16 protein-coding genes are annotated in these 16,450 nt (G+C 68.1%); 4 read left to right on the forward strand and 12 right to left on the reverse strand.

All coding sequences use genetic code 11. The features are described from left to right. The first annotated feature begins 35 nt into the window (after positions 1-35). Positions 36-2,522, forward strand: a complete 2,487-nt coding sequence (locus tag GXK59_RS16260; protein ID WP_160668337.1) for an ATP-dependent DNA ligase — start codon at positions 36-38, stop codon at positions 2,520-2,522. A 35-nt stretch (positions 2,523-2,557) separates the two neighbouring features. Here the strand turns inward: GXK59_RS16260 and GXK59_RS16265 are convergent, their stop codons facing one another. Continuing rightward, a complete protein-coding gene (locus GXK59_RS16265; protein ID WP_160668339.1) occupies positions 2,558-2,818 on the reverse strand; it encodes a hypothetical protein in 261 nt (86 codons plus the stop codon). Positions 2,819-2,903: 85 nt separating this feature from the next. After that, a complete protein-coding gene (locus GXK59_RS16270; RefSeq protein WP_160668341.1) occupies positions 2,904-3,137 on the reverse strand; it encodes a hypothetical protein in 234 nt (77 codons plus the stop codon). Positions 3,138-3,547: 410 nt separating this feature from the next. Between GXK59_RS16270 and GXK59_RS16275 the strand changes: the two genes are divergently transcribed. Further along, on the forward strand, positions 3,548-5,161 hold the full coding sequence (locus GXK59_RS16275; RefSeq protein WP_237393928.1) for an MFS transporter: 1,614 nt from the start codon (positions 3,548-3,550) through the stop codon (positions 5,159-5,161). A gap of 181 nt (positions 5,162-5,342) precedes the next feature. Beyond that, positions 5,343-6,404 carry an FUSC family protein gene (locus tag GXK59_RS16280; RefSeq protein ID WP_160668343.1) on the forward strand — a complete coding sequence of 354 codons (1,062 nt, stop codon included), beginning with the start codon at positions 5,343-5,345 and terminating at the stop codon, positions 6,402-6,404. Positions 6,405-6,408: 4 nt separating this feature from the next. On the opposite strand, the gene GXK59_RS16285 is transcribed toward GXK59_RS16280, so the two are convergent. The 9 genes from GXK59_RS16285 to GXK59_RS16325 form a co-directional block, all read right to left on the reverse strand. Continuing rightward, positions 6,409-7,191, reverse strand: coding sequence for an SDR family NAD(P)-dependent oxidoreductase (locus tag GXK59_RS16285; protein ID WP_160668345.1), 783 nt, complete (start codon positions 7,189-7,191; stop codon positions 6,409-6,411). Between the two features lie 30 nt (positions 7,192-7,221). Beyond that, positions 7,222-7,887: a hypothetical protein gene (locus tag GXK59_RS16290; RefSeq protein WP_160668347.1), complete on the reverse strand. Its 666-nt coding sequence runs from the start codon at positions 7,885-7,887 to the stop codon at positions 7,222-7,224. Between the two features lie 116 nt (positions 7,888-8,003). Beyond that, positions 8,004-8,348: a GNAT family N-acetyltransferase gene (locus tag GXK59_RS16295; RefSeq protein WP_160668350.1), complete on the reverse strand. Its 345-nt coding sequence runs from the start codon at positions 8,346-8,348 to the stop codon at positions 8,004-8,006. Beyond that, positions 8,345-9,646, reverse strand: a complete 1,302-nt coding sequence (locus GXK59_RS16300) for an acyltransferase family protein (protein ID WP_160669226.1) — start codon at positions 9,644-9,646, stop codon at positions 8,345-8,347. Before GXK59_RS16300 ends, GXK59_RS16295 begins: the two co-directional genes overlap by 4 nt. Positions 9,647-9,803: 157 nt before the next feature. Further along, positions 9,804-10,196, reverse strand: coding sequence for a DUF1304 domain-containing protein (locus tag GXK59_RS16305; RefSeq protein ID WP_160668352.1), 393 nt, complete (start codon positions 10,194-10,196; stop codon positions 9,804-9,806). A gap of 43 nt (positions 10,197-10,239) precedes the next feature. Beyond that, complete coding sequence (locus GXK59_RS16310; protein WP_160668353.1) at positions 10,240-11,052, reverse strand: class II fructose-bisphosphate aldolase; 813 nt, start codon at positions 11,050-11,052, stop codon at positions 10,240-10,242. Further along, positions 11,052-12,467 (reverse strand): GntP family transporter, encoded by a 1,416-nt coding sequence (locus GXK59_RS16315; protein WP_160668355.1) that lies wholly within the window; start codon positions 12,465-12,467, stop codon positions 11,052-11,054. The genes GXK59_RS16310 and GXK59_RS16315 overlap by 1 nt, the downstream gene beginning before the upstream one ends. Positions 12,468-12,580: 113 nt before the next feature. Continuing rightward, on the reverse strand, positions 12,581-13,486 hold the full coding sequence (locus GXK59_RS16320; RefSeq protein WP_202129148.1) for an NAD(P)-dependent oxidoreductase: 906 nt from the start codon (positions 13,484-13,486) through the stop codon (positions 12,581-12,583). Between the two features lie 29 nt (positions 13,487-13,515). After that, on the reverse strand, positions 13,516-15,069 hold the full coding sequence (locus tag GXK59_RS16325) for a four-carbon acid sugar kinase family protein (protein WP_160668359.1): 1,554 nt from the start codon (positions 15,067-15,069) through the stop codon (positions 13,516-13,518). 145 nt (positions 15,070-15,214) lie between these two features. On the opposite strand from GXK59_RS16325, the gene GXK59_RS16330 reads away from it, so the two are divergent. After that, positions 15,215-15,925, forward strand: a complete 711-nt coding sequence (locus GXK59_RS16330; RefSeq protein WP_160668361.1) for a FadR/GntR family transcriptional regulator — start codon at positions 15,215-15,217, stop codon at positions 15,923-15,925. 36 nt (positions 15,926-15,961) lie between these two features. On the opposite strand, the gene GXK59_RS16335 is transcribed toward GXK59_RS16330, so the two are convergent. Continuing rightward, positions 15,962-16,219: a metal-sensitive transcriptional regulator gene (locus GXK59_RS16335; protein ID WP_018774886.1), complete on the reverse strand. Its 258-nt coding sequence runs from the start codon at positions 16,217-16,219 to the stop codon at positions 15,962-15,964. Between the last annotated feature and the right edge of the window lie 231 nt (positions 16,220-16,450).

Genomic DNA, 16,450 nt, shown 5'->3' on the forward strand with positions numbered 1-16,450 from the left:
AAGTGAACCGCACACTTGCGTGGAGGTGAAGCCCCTTGGGTGAAAGGGCACCGGCCAACAGCAACGAGCGGGTCCGGGTTGGCGGCCGCGAACTGGTGGTCACCAACCTGGACAAGGTCATGTATCCGGAGACCGGCACCACCAAGGCCGATGTCCTGGCCTACTACGCCGCCGTGGCGCCCGTGCTGATCCCCGCGGCCGCAAACCGCCCGGCCACCCGGAAGCGCTGGGTGCACGGCGTCGGGACGGCCGATGCCCCGGGCGAGATGTTCTTCCAGAAGAACCTCGACCATTCGACGCCGGGGTGGGTGCCGCGGGCCTCCATCACCCACAAGGAACGGACCATCCAGTACCCGCTGGTCAACGACCCGGCCACGCTGGCCTGGCTCGCGCAGATCGCGGCCCTGGAGATCCATGTGCCGCAGTGGCGCGTCGACTCGCACGGCAACGCCCTGCCGCCGGACCGGCTGGTGCTGGACCTGGATCCCGGGGAGGGGGCCGGGCTGGCCGAGTGCGTTGAGGTCGCGAAGCTCGCCCGGACCATCCTGCAGGACGTCGGACTGGACCCCGTACCGGTAACCAGCGGCAGCAAAGGCATCCACCTCTACGCGGCCCTCGAAGGCACGCTGAGCTCCGAGCAGATTTCCGAGTTCGCCCATGAACTGGCCCGCTCCCTGGAAGCCGACCACCCGGAGCTGGCCGTCAGTGACATGAAGAAGACGCTGCGCACCGGCAAGGTCCTGGTGGACTGGAGCCAGAACAGCGCCGCCAAGACCACCATCGTGCCCTACTCACTGCGCGGGCGGCTCCGGCCCACGGTGGCGGCGCCCCGGACCTGGCGCGAACTCAGCTCGCCTTCCCTGCACCAGCTGGACTACCAGGAGGTCATGAAGCGGGTGAAGTCCGGCAAGGACCCCTTCGCGGCCATCTCCGGCAAGAGGCGCCCCGGGGGCCAGCCTGACGGCCGCCCGGACGGCGACAGCGAAACAACAGGCGACGGCGGCGCCACCGACCCGCGGCTGGACAAGTACCGTGCCAAACGGGACGCGGCCTCCACCCCGGAGCCCTTCACGGCGGAGCAGCACCGCGCCGGGACAGGCCGGACTGATACCGAAGACGGCACCCTCCGCGAGAAGTTCGTCATCCAGGAACACCACGCCAGCCGGCTGCACTATGACTTCCGGCTGGAGCGCGACGGCGTACTGGTGTCCTGGGCGCTGCCCAAGGGGGTGCCCACCAACAAGACGACGAACCACCTGGCGGTCCAGACCGAGGACCACCCGATGGACTACGCGGACTTCGAAGGCACCATTCCCAAGGGCCAGTACGGTGCCGGAACCATCAGCATCTGGGACCACGGCTACTACGAATGCGAGAAGTGGATCGCGGGCAAGGAAGTCATTGCCACCCTCACCGGTCAGGACGACGGCGGACTGGGCGGCACCCGCAGGTTCGCGCTGATCCACACCGGCAGGGGCGGCGACCAGTGGCTCATCCACCTGATGGACCCGCCGGGCGCGAAGAAAGAGCATGTGCCCCCGGCGGCGGAGGCCGCGCAACCCGCCCCGGACACGGCCGACTTTGCGCCGATGCTGGCCAGCTCCGGCACCGCAGCCGACTTGCCGGGCAAAGAGTGGCAGTTTGAACTCAAGTGGGACGGGGTGCGGGCCCTGGTTGTCGGGGACGCGAAGAAGATCCGCCTGATCAGCCGCAACGGGATGGACATGTCCGCGGCGTACCCGGAACTGACGGACCGCTCCAGCTGGCCGGGGCAGGATTTCATCGCCGACGGCGAGATCATCGCCGTCGGCCCCTCGGGGCGGCCCGACTTCGGGCTGCTGCAGGGGCGGATGAAGCTCACCAGAGCCTCCGACGTCGCGAAGGCGCAGGCGTCGACGCCGGTGCGGCTGATGCTCTTCGACCTCCTATCCGAGGACGGCACGGACCTGCGCCGTCTTCCGCTCCGCCAGCGGCGGGCCCGGCTGGAGGCGTTCTTCACATCTGCCGATGGCCCCGTGGACCTCTCCCGGCTGATCGACGGCGATGTCCGGCACATCCTGGAAAGCGCCGAGGAGCTGGGGCTGGAGGGCGTGATGGCCAAGCGCACGGACGGCCGCTACGTCGGGCAGCGCAGCAGGTCCTGGCTCAAGCTCAAGTTCGAACGCACCCAGGAGGTGGTGGTCGGCGGCTGGCGGCCGGGCAAGGGCGAGCGCGGGCAGTCCGTCGGCTCACTGTTGCTGGGGATCCCCGACGGTTCCAAGCTGCGCTACGTCGGCCGCGTCGGCAGCGGATTCAGCTCCCGGGAACTCAAGGAACTGCGCCAGAGGCTCGATGCCCTCCCCCGTAAGACCTCGCCGTTCGAGGACGTCCCGGCCGCCGACGCCTCGGACGCACACTGGGTGAGCGCCAAGCTCGTCGGGGAGGTCACCTATGGGGAATGGACCGGCGGCGGCAAGCTCCGGCACCCGGTCTGGCGCGGCTGGCGGCCGGATAAGCGCCCGGAGGACGTGGTGATTGAATAAAGCGGCCCCGGCCTCAACGCTCAGCCGGGCCGCCGTCACTTGTCGCGGTGCGGGATGTCCGGGCGGCTGGTCCGGTGCTCAGCGGCTTCTACAACCTGCTGGTTCTGCAGGCCGCGAACTTCATCGCGGTCCTTCGGGTGGCGGTGCTTGCCGCTCCCATCCGGCCACGAATGCCCCTCGGAGGCGGGTTGCGGAAGGTGGTGCACCGGCTCGGGACCAGGGGCCTCGTCCATGGACTCAGCCAAGTGGCTGGCCACCTCAGGCTCGATCTCGTCTCCGGAGTGATGATCTGCCATTGCTCTTCCTTTCCGCTGTGCACTTAGTGCCGTGAATTGAAGTGTCCCCCCATCGTAGGTCGGCCGGCTTGCGATGTCTGTAGCGCTACCAGCGGACTTTCTTCTCCGCGGGGCCCTGCTTGCCACTGACGTGAGTGGGTTTGTGGCTGTGGCCGACACTCTGTGAGGCCGCGCCACCGCGCGACTTGCTCGCGAGCATCTCCTTTTGGGCGTCGGTCAGGCGGGACTTGATGCCTGTCCCCTGCTCCGGCTTGGCCTGGGACTTGTCGTCCGCCTCGGCCCCGCTGTTGCTGCTCTTTTTGGTCTCTTTGCCAGTCATGGACTGTTCTCCTTGTGTGGCTCGTGGTCAGCACTGCGCTGAGGTCAACCCTAGGCGCTTTCCGGATCCCTTGGGTACCCCCTCTGCCCGGCTTTTGCGCGGCGCAACCGGGGCCCGGGGAGGGTGGGCCGGTCCCCGCCCAAAGGCATGATTCAGGCCGGAAAACCGGCTCCCGGCCGCCCTTCGGGGAAAAAGTTTACGCAGTCGGAGGTGAGGACCGGCGATTCCCAGCAATGGCGCGGCGAAACAGCGGAAAAGAAAACTGCCAGCCGGCCCCCGATCAGGGGTGAAACACCGGATGATACGGCACCAAACTCGGAAACACCATAGAAATCGCGTAAAATTGAAAGCCTGCCCAGAGCGGGGCAGCTACAAGTCGCAAGCAAATGACCTCCATAGGAGCGGCCCAAATGCCCACAGACCGAAGCACGACCGACTCTTCAGCAGGCGTCATGAACGCCAGCGGAACCAACCAAGTTGCACCCAAGGGTGCGAAGAAACCAAAGCTGCGGACGCGGCGTCGACTCAGGGAGTCCGACGTCAACGTCGTCAATAAGCCGATGCTCAAAAAAGCACTCGGCGGCACCATCGTGGGTAACACCATGGAGTGGTACGACGTCGGCGTGTTCGGCTACCTGATCACCACCATGGGGCCGGTATTCCTGCCCGAGGCGGACAAGTCCGTTCAGACCCTGTTCCTGCTGGGAACATTCGCCGCCACCTTCATTGCCCGCCCCCTCGGCGGGGTCATCTTCGGCTGGCTCGGCGACAAGATCGGCCGCCAGAAGGTCCTTGCCACCACCCTGATGCTGATGGCCGCGAGCACCTTCGCCATCGGGCTCCTGCCCGGCTATGCGCAGATCGGAATGTGGGCTGCTGCCCTGCTGGTGCTGCTCAAGGTGGTCCAGGGCTTCTCCACCGGCGGCGAATACGCCGGTGCCACCACCTTCGTGAGCGAATACTCCCCGGACAAGCGCCGCGGCTTCTTCGCCAGCTTCCTGGACATGGGCAGCTACCTCGGCTTCGCCCTCGGTGCCGCCCTCGTCTCCGTGCTGCAGCTGACCCTTGGTCAGGCCGCCATGGAGGAGTGGGGCTGGCGGATCCCGTTCCTGCTTGCCGGTCCGCTGGGTCTGATCGCGGTCTACTTCCGGAGCAAGATCGAGGAATCCCCGCAGTTCCAGGCCACCCTGGACGCCCAGGAGAACTTCTCCAAGGACGCCACGTCCTCGAATCCCGCAGCCTCGAAGAGCCCGGTGGGCATCGTGAAGGCATACTGGCGTTCACTCATCGTTGCCATGATCCTGGTGGCAGCCGCGAATACCGCCGGTTACGCCCTGACGTCCTACATGCCGACGTACCTCACGGAGTCCAAGGGCTACGACCCGGTCCACGGCACCCTGCTGACCATCCCCGTGCTGGTCATCATGAGCCTCTGCATTCCGCTGACCGGCAAGCTGTCTGACCGGATCGGGCGCCGCCCCGTGCTGTGGATCGGCGCGCTCAGCACCGTGGTCCTGGCTGCCCCGGCGTTTATGCTGATCGGTGTCGGAGAAATCTGGTCCACCCTTCTGGGCCTCGGCATGATCGCCTTCCCGGTCACCTTCTACGTGGCGAACCTGGCTTCGGCCCTGCCGGCGCAGTTCCCGACGGCGAGCCGTTACGGCGCCATGGGCATCGCGTACAACTTCTCCGTCGCCATCTTTGGCGGCACCACGCCGTTCATCGTCGCCGCCCTGATCGGCGCCACCGGCGATGACATGATGCCGGCCTACTACCTGATGGCCACCTCGGCGATCGGTGCGGTTGCGATCTACTTCCTCAAGGAATCGGCCCAGCGCCCCCTGCCGGGTTCCATGCCCAGCGTGGACACCCAGGCCGAGGCCAAGGAGCTCGTTGCGAACCAGGACGAGAACCCGCTGATCGACCTGGTGGAAATGGACATGCCGTTTGCCGCAGCCCCGGCGGATCCGGTTGCTGATCCGACGGCACCCCGGAACACCGAAAAGGTTCCGGCCGGCGCCTAAGTTTGCCCTCTGGCAGCCCGGTCGGGTTCATCCTGAGCGCGGCCGGCTAACCCGGATTCTGTAGCAAAGTCCCGCCCAGTGAGGCCTGCTTTGTGTGTTTGCCCCTTGGGGCGGACGCGCAAGGAAGGCCTTAGGCGCGTCCGGCCGCAGGCCCGTCCCCACCCTGGAATTGGAGGCATCCGTGCAGCCCCTCAACGCGCATCTGCGCACCCTCCACAGCCTGGCGCCGGCCAACAAGGACCACGTCTCGGCCGTTCGCGTGGCCGTCAGCGTGGCCGCGCCATCCCTCCTGCTCCTGGCTGCGGGCCGCCCGGACCTGATGATCTACGCCGTGTTCGGCGCCCTGACCGGCATGTACGGCCGGAACGAGCCGCACCAGCTGCGCCTTAAGCACCAGGGCCAGGCCGCCGTCCTCCTGGTGGGCGGGCTGGCTGTCGGCGTCTTCCTGTCGGCGAACCAGCTCCATTCCTGGGTGCTCGTCGTCACCGAAACGCTACTGGCGGCAGCGGGCTCCCTCTTCGCGGACAAGGTCGCCCTGAAGCCCAACGGCCCGTTCTTCGGAATCCTGGCCCTGGGCGCCTGCGCCTCCGTCCCCACAACGGTGCACTGGCACACGGCGGTCCTGATCGGCGCCCTGTCCGCCGTCTTTTCCATGGCGGTGGGGTTCGGCGGCTGGGTCCGGGGCCGGGCCTGGCAACGCGGAGCAGAGCGCGCTGTCCCGGCGATGCTCGGGGCGAGGCGCCGGGCAGCCTGGATCCACGCCGCCCGTTACCTTGCCGCGGTCGGGGCGGCCGGCTCCGTCGGGGTGCTCAGCGGAAGCGGGCACCCGCACTGGGCCATGGCCGCGGCCGCGGTCCCGCTGGCGGGAGCGGACATGCCAAGCAGCGTGCACCGCGGCCTGCACCGGATTGTTGGCACCCTGCTGGGCCTCGTGGTGGTCGCCGCGGTGCTGTTCCCCTGGGTCTTCTCACCCCTCCGGGCGTTCCCGGGCCACGAGGCAGCCGTCCTGGCATTGCTGGTGATTGTCCTGCAGTTCACCACCGAGCTGTTCATGACCAGGCACTACGGCCTGGCCATGGTGTCCTTTACTCCCGTGATCCTGCTGATGACACAGCTCGCCGCCCCTGCCGACCCCCTGGTGCTGGTGACCGAGCGCGCCGTCGAGACCCTGGTGGGAGCCGTGCTGGGCATCCTTGTTGTGGTCCTGATCCGCCGGCGCCGGCCTCCGGCCGGCGGGCGCTGAGCGGCTATTTGGCGCGGCGCGGGGGCCCGGATACGAGCCTGTCCGGGAGCACGCGGGCGGCTGCGGTCAGCACCTTGTAGCGCTTGGTCGGGATGGACACGGCTTTGCCCCGTGCGTTGTCGGCGAGGCCTTCGCGCACCACCCGCTCGGCCTGCAGCCACATCCAGCGCGGGGTTACCGTCTTGTCCATGCCCATCCGGTCGTGGAACTCCGTGTGGGTAAACCCGGGGCAGACCGCCGTCACGTTCACACCCTCCTTGGAGTAGGCGAGGTTTGCCCAGCGGCAGAAGCTGACCAGCCAGGCTTTGGCCGCCGAGTAGCTTCCGCGGGGCAGGAACGCCGCCACGCTGGCAACGTTGATGATCCTGCCCGAGTGCCGGCCGAGCATGCCCTGCAGCGCGGCGTGGGTCAGCTGCATGGCGGTCTCCACATGCAGCTTCAGATGCCTGGTCTCCTCCGCGATGTCGTTCTCCGCGAAGGAACGCAGCAGGCCGATCCCGGCGTTGTTGACGAGGATTTCCACCGGCCGCGCCGGATCGGTGAGACGCGCGACGACGGCTGCCACCCCGGCGTCGTCCGCGAGGTCGGCGGAGAGAACCTCCGCGCGGACGCCGTACCGGTTCTCCAGCTCCGCCGCCCCGGCCTGGAGCCGGGCGGCATCGCGGGCCACGAGGACCACGTTGTGGCCCTGTTCTGCGAGCTGGCGGGCGAATTCGGCCCCGATCCCGGCGGTGGCTCCGGTGATCAGGGCGGTGGTGTCAGCCGGGGTCGCGGCATGTGGAGTCATGGCGACAGCCTAACCGGTGTGGGCCCGGCCTCAGGCGAGGGCCTGCCCCGCGGCCAGTTCGCCTTCCGCGGGACCGCCCGCAGCGCCCCTGTGGCGGTTCTGCAGCTCTTCGGTGGCCAGCTCGTACCAGGTGTGGGCGCCGAAGGACGGGCTGGCCGTGTCGAGGTGCCGGTACAGGGCGTCGGCCAGCTGGCCCAGGGCCACCTCGGACAGCGCCCGGACGGTCGCGGCGGGGTCGAGGGTTCCCTCGAAGTACTCGGAGAGCTCCAGGCCGTTGATGGTGTTGAGCTCGGCCGGGACCGGGCTGCAGGCATCAAGCGCCGGGACTGCCGCGAGTTCGCCCTCGAGGCCGGCGAGCACTTCGCCGTCGGAGCCCACGTGCAGCAGGCAGATCGGCAGGTCCGCGGGCTCCGCCAGGGTGACGCGGAACGGCTCGGCGCCGGCCCCGGGGCCCGGCGCGCCGGCAGCCACACTGGCATCGGCGGTGGACCTGAGCTGCAGGAGGATCTCCGGGTCCAGATGGGAGGCGCCGTGCAGGTCGATGATCACATCCGTGCCTGCGCCGAGGCGGCCTGCCCGCCGCATGATGTGCAGGAGGGAGGGAAAGTCCGGTTGGGTAAGGCAGCCGGTGACTTCGAGGGTCACGTGTCCGGGATCGACATCCACACGGACAAGCACACGCAGTTTATGGTTCACGGGGTTCTCCAAAGGGACACGTCCAAGAGCCAACTGCATAACTCTGCTAAAACCTTACGAGGTTGTTGCCCCTGTCACAAGCCTGCGCGGCCGCCCCGCCCGCAGCCGGCCGGGTTTCAGGCTCCGGCCGGTGGCTGCTCCGGCCAGTCGATGTACTGGGTGTAGGAGTCGTGCTTGCGCAGGTACCGGTACATAAAGGGGCAGTTTGGGATGATCCGTTTGCCGGAGGCCACGACGTCGTCCAGGGCGAAGTGGGCCAGCACCTTGCCGAGCCCCTGGCCCTGGAATTGCTCCGCCGTATCAGTGTGGATGAAGTCCACATGGCCGGGCTCATCAATGAAGCGGATCTGGACTGCCAGCTTTCCGCCAACGTGGAGCTCGTAGCGGTGCAGCTCATCATTCCGGGTGGTGGATACGTCCGGGCTGAACGTGTCTTCAGTGGCTGCCGAGTTCTCCGTCATGGTTCGACATTGGCACGTATAGGCGGGCGTGGCAATGGCGGTCCCGATCCGCCGGGGGCCGAATCGGTCACGAACCGGACCGGGATCCGTCCCAGCAGCAGGACGGCGAGCGCGAAACACGCTGCTCCCCCGCCAAGCAGTCCGAGGGTGAGCCCGTTAAGCGCTGCGTCGACCACCGGAACATAGACGACGACGGCGGCCGTCACCACGGCGGCCGCCGGACGGGACAGGGCAGTCGCGGGCGCCGTCGGGCGTTCTTCGAGCCGGCCGAAAAGCATGAGTACGGGCAGCAGCAGCCCGATCAAAGCCAGCAGCACGAGCGGCCGCCCCCACCACCAGGCGGCCGTTCCCCCCGCCGGCTGCGGAAAGGCGGTCAGCAGCAAAAGTCCGGACATGGCTGCGAGCAGGGGCAAATGCCAGAGATAGACAGTCATGGCCCACCGCCCGCCCACTCCGATGACCCGCCGCGCCCACGCCAGGGACGCCAGCCAGGCCAGCACGGGACGGAAAAGCTGCAGGGCCGCGGCCTGCGAGAACCCGAGGAGCAGCAGGGTCAGGTTGGGCGGGTTGAGGTTCACCAGCATGTTCCCGGAGTACAGCCCCAGCCACACCAGCAGCCCCAGGACCAGGTTGCTGCCCAGGATGATGCCCGCCAGCGCGGGGCGCCCGGGGGCCACTGGCCCGCCGTCGGCGAGGAAGAAGCCAAGTTGCTGCACCGCGCACCACAGGAAGACCATGTTCAGGTACGCCAGGGCCGGCATCATCCCCCGCAGGCAGTCCACCGCCACCACCAGCGATGTGAGGCCTGCCAGGGTCAGCCAGGGGGCCCGGGCATGCAGCCTTGCCAGGAGTGGAAGATTCAGCTGCGCTGCCAGGTAGGCGGCCAGGAACCACAGCGGCATACCGGCGCCGGAGGCCAGCAGCTGGATGACCTGCGGGTCAACCCCGGCCAGCCGTGCGGCCCAGAGCCCGGTGAACATGACCGCGAGGAGGACGGCGGCGGGGCGGATGAGCCGCAGCATGCGGGCCTGCATGAAGTCGAAGGCGCTGCCGCCCCGGGCCCGCAGGCGCCGCCAGGACTGCACGCCGGTGATGCCCCCGGCGACGAAGAAGAGCGGCATGACCTGCAGGACCCAGACCACCGGTTCGAACCAGTGCTGGTTGCCGAGGGTGTTCTCTGAGGTCACGGTGCCGTCCGGGTGCAGCACCGGGCTGACCATCATGGTGTGCCCCACCACGACGAGCACAAGGCAGAAGAACCTGGCGAGATCGATCACCAGGTCGCGGTCCGGCCGCAGGGCATACCGGTACCCTGGCTGCTGCCGTGAAGCCCTGGAGCCCCCTACGGACCCTTCCAACGCGCCCCCTTGAGCTTGTTGAGTGCTGGTGAGCGGCAACGCTACTGTGTTGCCTCCATTGTCGGCCTTGTCCCGGCCGGCGGCCAGTGCCGTCGGTTCAGGCGCTCAGTAGCCCCAGCGCTGCGAGCACGACGGCGAGAAGGGGCGTCGCGCCCTGGGTGGCGGCCGCGCGGAGGTATTTGCGGCCGCCGAGGGCGAGCACGATCGAGGCCAGGAGCATCGAGCCGCAGCTGCTGAAGACCAGGGTCCAGCCGACCGCAGGGTGGCCCAGGGCGATGGCACCGGTGCCGGCGAGGGCCCCGGCGGCCAGGAAAAGGTTGTAGAAGCCCTGGTTATAGGCCAGCGGCCGGGTGGTGTCGGCGTCGGCCTGCGAGGTGATGCTGAACCGCTTCCACGTGGCCGGCCGAGTCCAGGTGATGGACTCCATGGTGAAGATGTAGACGTGCAGCAGGGCCGCAAGCAGCGCGAAAACGAGGGAGGCCAGGATCATGGTCTGATCCTAGCCTCCCCCTGTTTTCTGATCCGTCCGTTGATCAGCGTGAGAGTGTGGACAGCGCCGTGGCCGCGAACGTCCCGGCCGTGGCGTGCCATTCGGCCAGCAGTCCCTGAAGGTTCTCGCCGTCCCTGCGGTGCGCGGCCGTGCGCGCCTCGAGGGTCCCCAGAACGCCGGTCCGCAGCTCCGTGTTGAAGTTGACCTTGCCGACGTTCATGGCGGCGGCCTTGACGAGTTCCGCGGCGGGGATTCCCGAGGCGCCGTGCAGCACCAGCGGAATGCGGGTCCGCACGGCAATGTCCTGCAGCACGTCCCACCGCAGCTCCGGCTCGCCCTGGTATTTGCCGTGGACGTTGCCTACGGCCACGGCCAGCAGCTGGGCGTCGGGCCCAAAGGCCCTGTCCTCGTCGCCGGCGAGGTCGCCGAGTTCGGCCTCGATCACAACCTCGCCGGCAAAGCCGGTGCCGTCCAGCGCCAGCGCGTCCAAGGCGGCGCGCGCCGCCCGGACCAGGGCGATGTTGTCCTCGTATTCCAGCGACGATCCGTCCACCAGCACGGAGTCGGCCCCGGCGGCAACGGCGTCGGTAATCACGCGGAGATCGGAGGCGTGGTCCAGCTGCACGGCTACCGGGACGCTGGCGGCGTCGGCGAGGCCGCGCAGCGCCGCGATCAGCCGGCGGCCGTTCGGCGTGGCCGCAGTGCTGGGTGAGACCAGCAGGATGGCGCCGCGGCCGGCGTCCTCCGCCGCCGCCACCACGGCGAGGGCCGTGGTGAAGTCGTAGCAGGTGAAGGCCGGAACGGCCGAGCCCTGCTGGAGGGCGGAAGCCACCAGCTGGTCGAGACGGGCACGCATCAGGCGCTCAGGCCCCCCACCAGGGTCCAGACGAGGAACGTCAGCGCGAAGCCTGCCACGCCGAGGATGGTCGTGAGGACCGTCCACGTACGCAGCCCGTCCGCCACCGACAGTCCCAGGTACCGGGTGACGATCCAGAATCCGGAGTCATTGATATGGCTGAGGCCGAAAGCGCCGAAGCCGATTGCCACCAGAATCAGCGCCGTCTGTACAGGCGAGTACCCGCCGTCGGCAACCGAGGTCGCCAGAAGTCCCGCAGTGGTGATGATGGCCACGGTGGCCGACCCCTGGGAGGCGCGGAGAACCGCGGCCAGGATGAACGCCATCAGGATCAACGGCAGTCCTACGCTCTGCAGGCCCTCGGCGAGTGCCTTGCCGATGCCCGAGACGGTGAGGACTTTTCCGAAGACGCCGCCGGCGCCGGTCACCAGGATGACAATGGCGGTCGGGGCGAGGGCGGAGTCCATGACCTCGCCGGTGTGCTGGGAGGACCATCCGCGGCGGATGCCGAGGAAGTAGTAGGCCATTCCCAGGGCTGTCAGCAGTGCGATCAGGGGTGCGCCGACGAAGGCTGCGATGTCGGCAGCAGGGCTGCCCTTGGGCAACATCACCGCGCCGACGGTTCCCACCATGATCATCAGGATGGGCAACACAATCAAGGTGATGATCATGGCCGGGCTGGGAGCGGTTTTGGCAACGGTCTTGACCGCGACGCCGCCGCTTGGGGCGGTGTCCTGCTCGACCTCGGATTTGCCGGAGCCGAAGAGGCGGAACTGCTCGGCAGTCCCGGGGAGCATCACGTAGTCGCGACGGTTGAGCCGTTTGGCAACGAAGTAGCCGAGCACCCCGACGGGGATGCAGATCAGGAGCCCGATGATGGTCGTCCAGCCGATATCGGCCTTGAGGATACCGGCGCCGCCAACAACGCCCGGGTGCGGCGGAACAACCACGTGGATGGCGAGCATGATCGCGCCGACGGGCAGCCCGATCTTGACCGGGTTGACCCCGGCCGCTTTGGAGAAGCCGTAGATGATCGGGATCAGGATGATGAATCCGACGTCGAAGAAGACGGGGATGGCCAGCAGGAAGGCCGCGGAGGTCAGGGCCGCGATGACCCGGCGGGGTCCGAGGAGTTGGGTGAACTTTCCGGCCAGCGCCTGGGCACCGCCGGAAACCTCAATCATCTTGCCGAGCATGGCGCCGAGGCCGACGAGGATGGCGACCGACCCCAGGGTGCCGCCCATGCCTTCAGTGACGGTCTTGACGATGTCCGGCAGCGGGATTCCCGCAACCAGGGCGACAATGACGCTGACAACCAGCAGCGCCAGGAAGGCCGGGATCTTGCACTTGATGACGGCCACCAGCAGCAGGGCTACGCCTGCTGCGGCTATGGCCAGGAGAGCGAGAGCGCTCATCGGGTGTCTCCTTTGACGGACCGGTCCGGGGAAGGACCGGAGGGTTGGTTCGACGACGGCGGAGGTGGGCCCGCCGTCGTCGGGGTTGGGGAAATCCGGGTGGCCGGGAGGGCCTAGGCGGTGCGCCTGGTGGGCGCGACGACCTTGATCACCGCGGAGTCGTCGGCGGCGGCGAGCCCCTGGGCCTGGCCGAGGAGGTAGAGCTGCTCGGCGGCGGCGGCCACCGGGGCGGCAAGGCCGGCGGCGCGGGTGGCCTTGCCGACGATGCCCATGTCCTTGACGAAGATGTCCAGGCGGCTGAGGACCTCCGCGCCGTTTTCCGTGTAGGCCTCGAGGATGCGGGGCCCGCGGTTGGACAGCATAAAGGACCCGGCGGCGCCGGCTTCCAGGGCTGCGAGGGTCTTGGCCTGGTCCAGGCCGAGGGCGTCTGCGAGGGCCATTGCCTCGGCTGCCGCGGCGATGTGGATCCCGCAGAGCAGCTGGTTGACGGTCTTGAGGGCCTGCCCGTCGCCGGGTTTGTCCCCCACGACGGTCAGGGTGGAGGCGAGCAGTTCCAGGACCGGCCGGGCCGCGTCCAGCGCCTGCGGTTCGGCGCCGACGACGATCAGGAGGTCGCCTTCGCCGGCGCGCTTCGGTCCGCCGGAAAGGGGCGCGTCAACGAGGGAAACGCCGAATTCCGCCAGCCGCGCGACGGTGGCGGGGATGGCCTCGGTGCCGACGGTGCTGCCCAGGATCACGACGGCGCCCGGCTTCAGCACGGAGGCGACCCCGTTCTCGCCGAAGAGGACGTCGTCGAGCTGCTCGCCGTTGCGCACGGCCAGCAGCAGCGCGTCGGCGCCCTCGGCCGCTTCACGGGCGGAGGCGAAGGTGCGGACCCCGGCGTCTTCGGCGAGCTGCAGGCGGGGCTCGGCGATGTCGAAGCCGTGGACGGTCAGCCGGGTTGCCAGCCGGGTGGCCATGGGCAGTCCCATGGCGCCCAGGCCGAGGACGGTCACTTGGTAGTTCATGGTTTTCTCCATTGAAATGAGTGGGTTGGGGCAGGTGGGGATCAGAAAGTGTTGCTGAGCTTGCGGGTGACCTGGGCCAGGGACTCGTCGTCACCCACGTTGCCGGCGAAGACAACGTAGGGAATACCCTTCGCGGGCCCGTCCACCGGCTCCCAGAGGCTGACAATGCCAGGCAGCATAGGGCCGCGGACGATCGCGTGCCGGATTTCCAGGCCGTGGGCGGCCACATCCGAGGACGTGATGCCGCCCTTGGCGATGACAAAGCGCGGCGGGAACGTCTTCAGGGCCCGGTTCACCACAGCGACGACGGCGGCGGACACGGTGCGGGCGATCCGGAGGCTCTCGGCGGCGTCGTCAGTCTTGATGAGCAGCCTGCTGGTGTGGAGGATGACGTCGGCGCTGTGCAGGGACTCCACGACGTCCTGGACGATGTCGTCCAGGTAGACCTCGGAATCGCCGCCCAGCAGCTTTTCGACGTCGATTTCCACGATGCGCGCGGCGCCGTGCTGTTCGACGAGGGCCTTAAGCTGGCGGGTGGTGACGCCCACGTGGGAGCCGACCACGATCAGGCCGCCGGCGTCGGAGGGCGTGTGGCCCGCATAGGCCTCCTCGCCGCTGAGCTCGGTGCGGATTTCCTGGCCGATGCGGCCCCGCACGAACGGCGGACCCACCCGGTAAAGCAGCTTCTTGCCGCGGCGTTCCGCTTCCTCCAGGCCCAGTGCGAGGGCGCGGAAATCGTTTTCGGTCACGATGTCGGCCACGATCGGGGTGGAGTCGGTGGCCGCGTCGATAGCGTCCGCGATGGCCTTCGCCGAAATCCGGGGGTCGCCGTCCGGGCCCGCGGCGCGGATGACGTCCAGGGTCAGCACGATCACCGAATCCGCCGGGAAGCGGCCCTGGGACTTCTCTTCGACGTACTTGGCCAGTTCGGAGTTCGCGAAGCCGAAGCTCGCATCCCTGGCGAATTCGGTGTCCGCCACCGGGGTGAGCTTGCCGGCATCCTCACCGGTGCCGCGCATGAAGTGCACCCCGCCGATCGTCACGCGTCCGGCGTCGGGGAATGCCGGGACGATCACGACGCCGTCGGTCACCTCGCCGCTGACAGCGGCGATGGTTGCCGCGATCGTGTCCGGTTCCAGCGGGTAGTGGCCGCGGAGGGTGGAGTCACTGCGGCTGACGAACGCGAGGCGGAGCCTGGAACTGACACCGCTGGAACCGGCACTGCTGGAGCCGGCACCGTCGGTTTCGAGGGCGGCTGCCGCGAGGGCATTCCGGACCACCTCTTCGTTGCGGGCGGCGGCCTCGGCGGGGTCCAGGCTCCGCGTGTTGGTCAGGACGTAGACCGCGTCCTGGCGGCGGCCGTTGATGCGGTGGGTGAAGGCCCAGGTGAAGTCCTCGACATCCCAGCGGGTGAGGACCGGCAGGTCCGCGACGGACTGCGTGCCCGTCGGGTCGTCGTCGAGCACCACCAGGATCCGCGGGAACGGCTGGGACGATGCCGCAAGGGCGTCGGCGACGGTCCGGGCGGGAATCGGGACCTCTGCGGGGAAGGCGGCCAGCACGTCTGCTTCAAGAAGCTCTGGTTCAAAGGGCACTTGCACTCCATTGTGGGAACTCTGCTGCGATGGGGATTTGTAAGATGTCTGACATCTAACATTTGAATGCTAGTGTGGCATACGGCATAGAGACGCGCAAGTAGACTTGTCCATCAGGCAACTCGATGACGGCGAATGGGGAAAATTGGCTAGGAAATCGCTGGTCGGCGTCGTGGCAGATGAGCTGCTGGACCGCATCATTGCCGGCGAATTTCCGCCCGGTTCATCCGTACCCGGCGAGCTGGAGCTGAGCGCCCGCCATGAGGTGAGCCGCATGACGGTCCGCGAGGCCATGAAGACCCTCGAAGCCCAGCAGATCCTCAGTGTGGAGCGCGGCCGGGGAACCTTTGTCAACCCGCTGAACCGCTGGGCCTCCCTCGAGGCCGTCCTCCGGGCAGCGTCAGAGGGGAAGAACGACGCCGCGGCAGCCGTCCAGCTGATCGAGCTGCGCCGGATGCTGGAGACGGGTGCCTGCGAGCTGGCAGCCGGCCGGATCGGCGACGCCGACCTCAAGACCCTCGGCGGGGAGCTGGAATCGATGCGCGAGGCGCACGAAAAGCACGACGTCGCCGCGTTCGTGGCGGCGGACCTCGCCTTCCACGACCTCATCCTGCGCGCGTCGGAGAATGTCTTTGTGGCCGTGCTGTTCGCGCCGCTGCACCGGGTGCTGGAAAAGCGGCGGACCCAGACGTCCGAGGTGCGCGACATCCAGGCGCACGCAATCGGCCATCACCAGAAAATTGTGGAGGCACTGTCGACCCGGGATCCGCACCGGGCCCGGGATGCCATGGACGCGCACATGCAGCAGACCCTGGATGACCTCAAGACCTACGTCCTGGCGGACCGCCAGGCCTAAGCGGCGGGCGGAACGCCCGGCGGCCCGGGGCGGCGCTCAGGCGAGCGAGAGGAAAAGCTTCTCGAGTTCGGCGCGGTCCAGGCTGGGGTCCTCCTGCTGCATGCACTGCTGCAGGCCGGTGGCGATGATCGAGAATCCGGCCTTGTCCAGCGCACTGGAAACGGCTGCCAGTTGGGTGACGACGCTCTTGCAGTCGCGGCCCTCTTCGATCATCCGCGTGACGGCGGCAAGCTGCCCCTGGGCTCGGCGAAGTCGATTGATGACGGGCTTCATGTCGGTGGGATCGAGTTCCATTTTGTTCCTCCGGGATCAACAGGGTTACTTTCCATGATATACCCCCCTATGTATCACCGATACCCCGCAGGGTATGATCTGCCCCCTCCGCTGCGCCGCTTCGGGCCGCGGGGGACTCCCCCGGGTCCGCCGCGGCTAGGGACCTAAGTACCTAGTGAACCCTGAATATTCGGCGTATTGCTGGGTGTGTGAACGCCGCCGGATTCTTGGATTCTGGCGCCGGCGGGGCCG

The sequence above is a fragment of the Pseudarthrobacter sp. ATCC 49987 genome (assembly GCF_009928425.1).
Taxonomy (GTDB): Bacteria; Actinomycetota; Actinomycetes; order Actinomycetales; family Micrococcaceae; genus Arthrobacter.

Excerpts from the sequence above, each read along its gene's own strand:
- GXK59_RS16265 (WP_160668339.1), bottom strand. The coding sequence starts at position 2,818 with ATGGCAGATCATCACTCCGGAGACGAGATCGAGCCTGAGGTGGCCAGC.
- GXK59_RS16270 (WP_160668341.1), bottom strand. The coding sequence starts at position 3,137 with ATGACTGGCAAAGAGACCAAAAAGAGCAGCAACAGCGGGGCCGAGGCG.
- GXK59_RS16275 (WP_237393928.1), top strand. The coding sequence starts at position 3,548 with ATGCCCACAGACCGAAGCACGACCGACTCTTCAGCAGGCGTCATGAAC.
- GXK59_RS16285 (WP_160668345.1), bottom strand. The coding sequence starts at position 7,191 with ATGACTCCACATGCCGCGACCCCGGCTGACACCACCGCCCTGATCACC.
- GXK59_RS16295 (WP_160668350.1), bottom strand. The coding sequence starts at position 8,348 with ATGACGGAGAACTCGGCAGCCACTGAAGACACGTTCAGCCCGGACGTA.
- GXK59_RS16305 (WP_160668352.1), bottom strand. The coding sequence starts at position 10,196 with ATGATCCTGGCCTCCCTCGTTTTCGCGCTGCTTGCGGCCCTGCTGCAC.
- GXK59_RS16310 (WP_160668353.1), bottom strand. The coding sequence starts at position 11,052 with ATGCGTGCCCGTCTCGACCAGCTGGTGGCTTCCGCCCTCCAGCAGGGC.
- GXK59_RS16315 (WP_160668355.1), bottom strand. The coding sequence starts at position 12,467 with ATGAGCGCTCTCGCTCTCCTGGCCATAGCCGCAGCAGGCGTAGCCCTG.
- GXK59_RS16320 (WP_202129148.1), bottom strand. The coding sequence starts at position 13,486 with ATGGAGAAAACCATGAACTACCAAGTGACCGTCCTCGGCCTGGGCGCC.
- GXK59_RS16335 (WP_018774886.1), bottom strand. The coding sequence starts at position 16,219 with ATGGAACTCGATCCCACCGACATGAAGCCCGTCATCAATCGACTTCGC.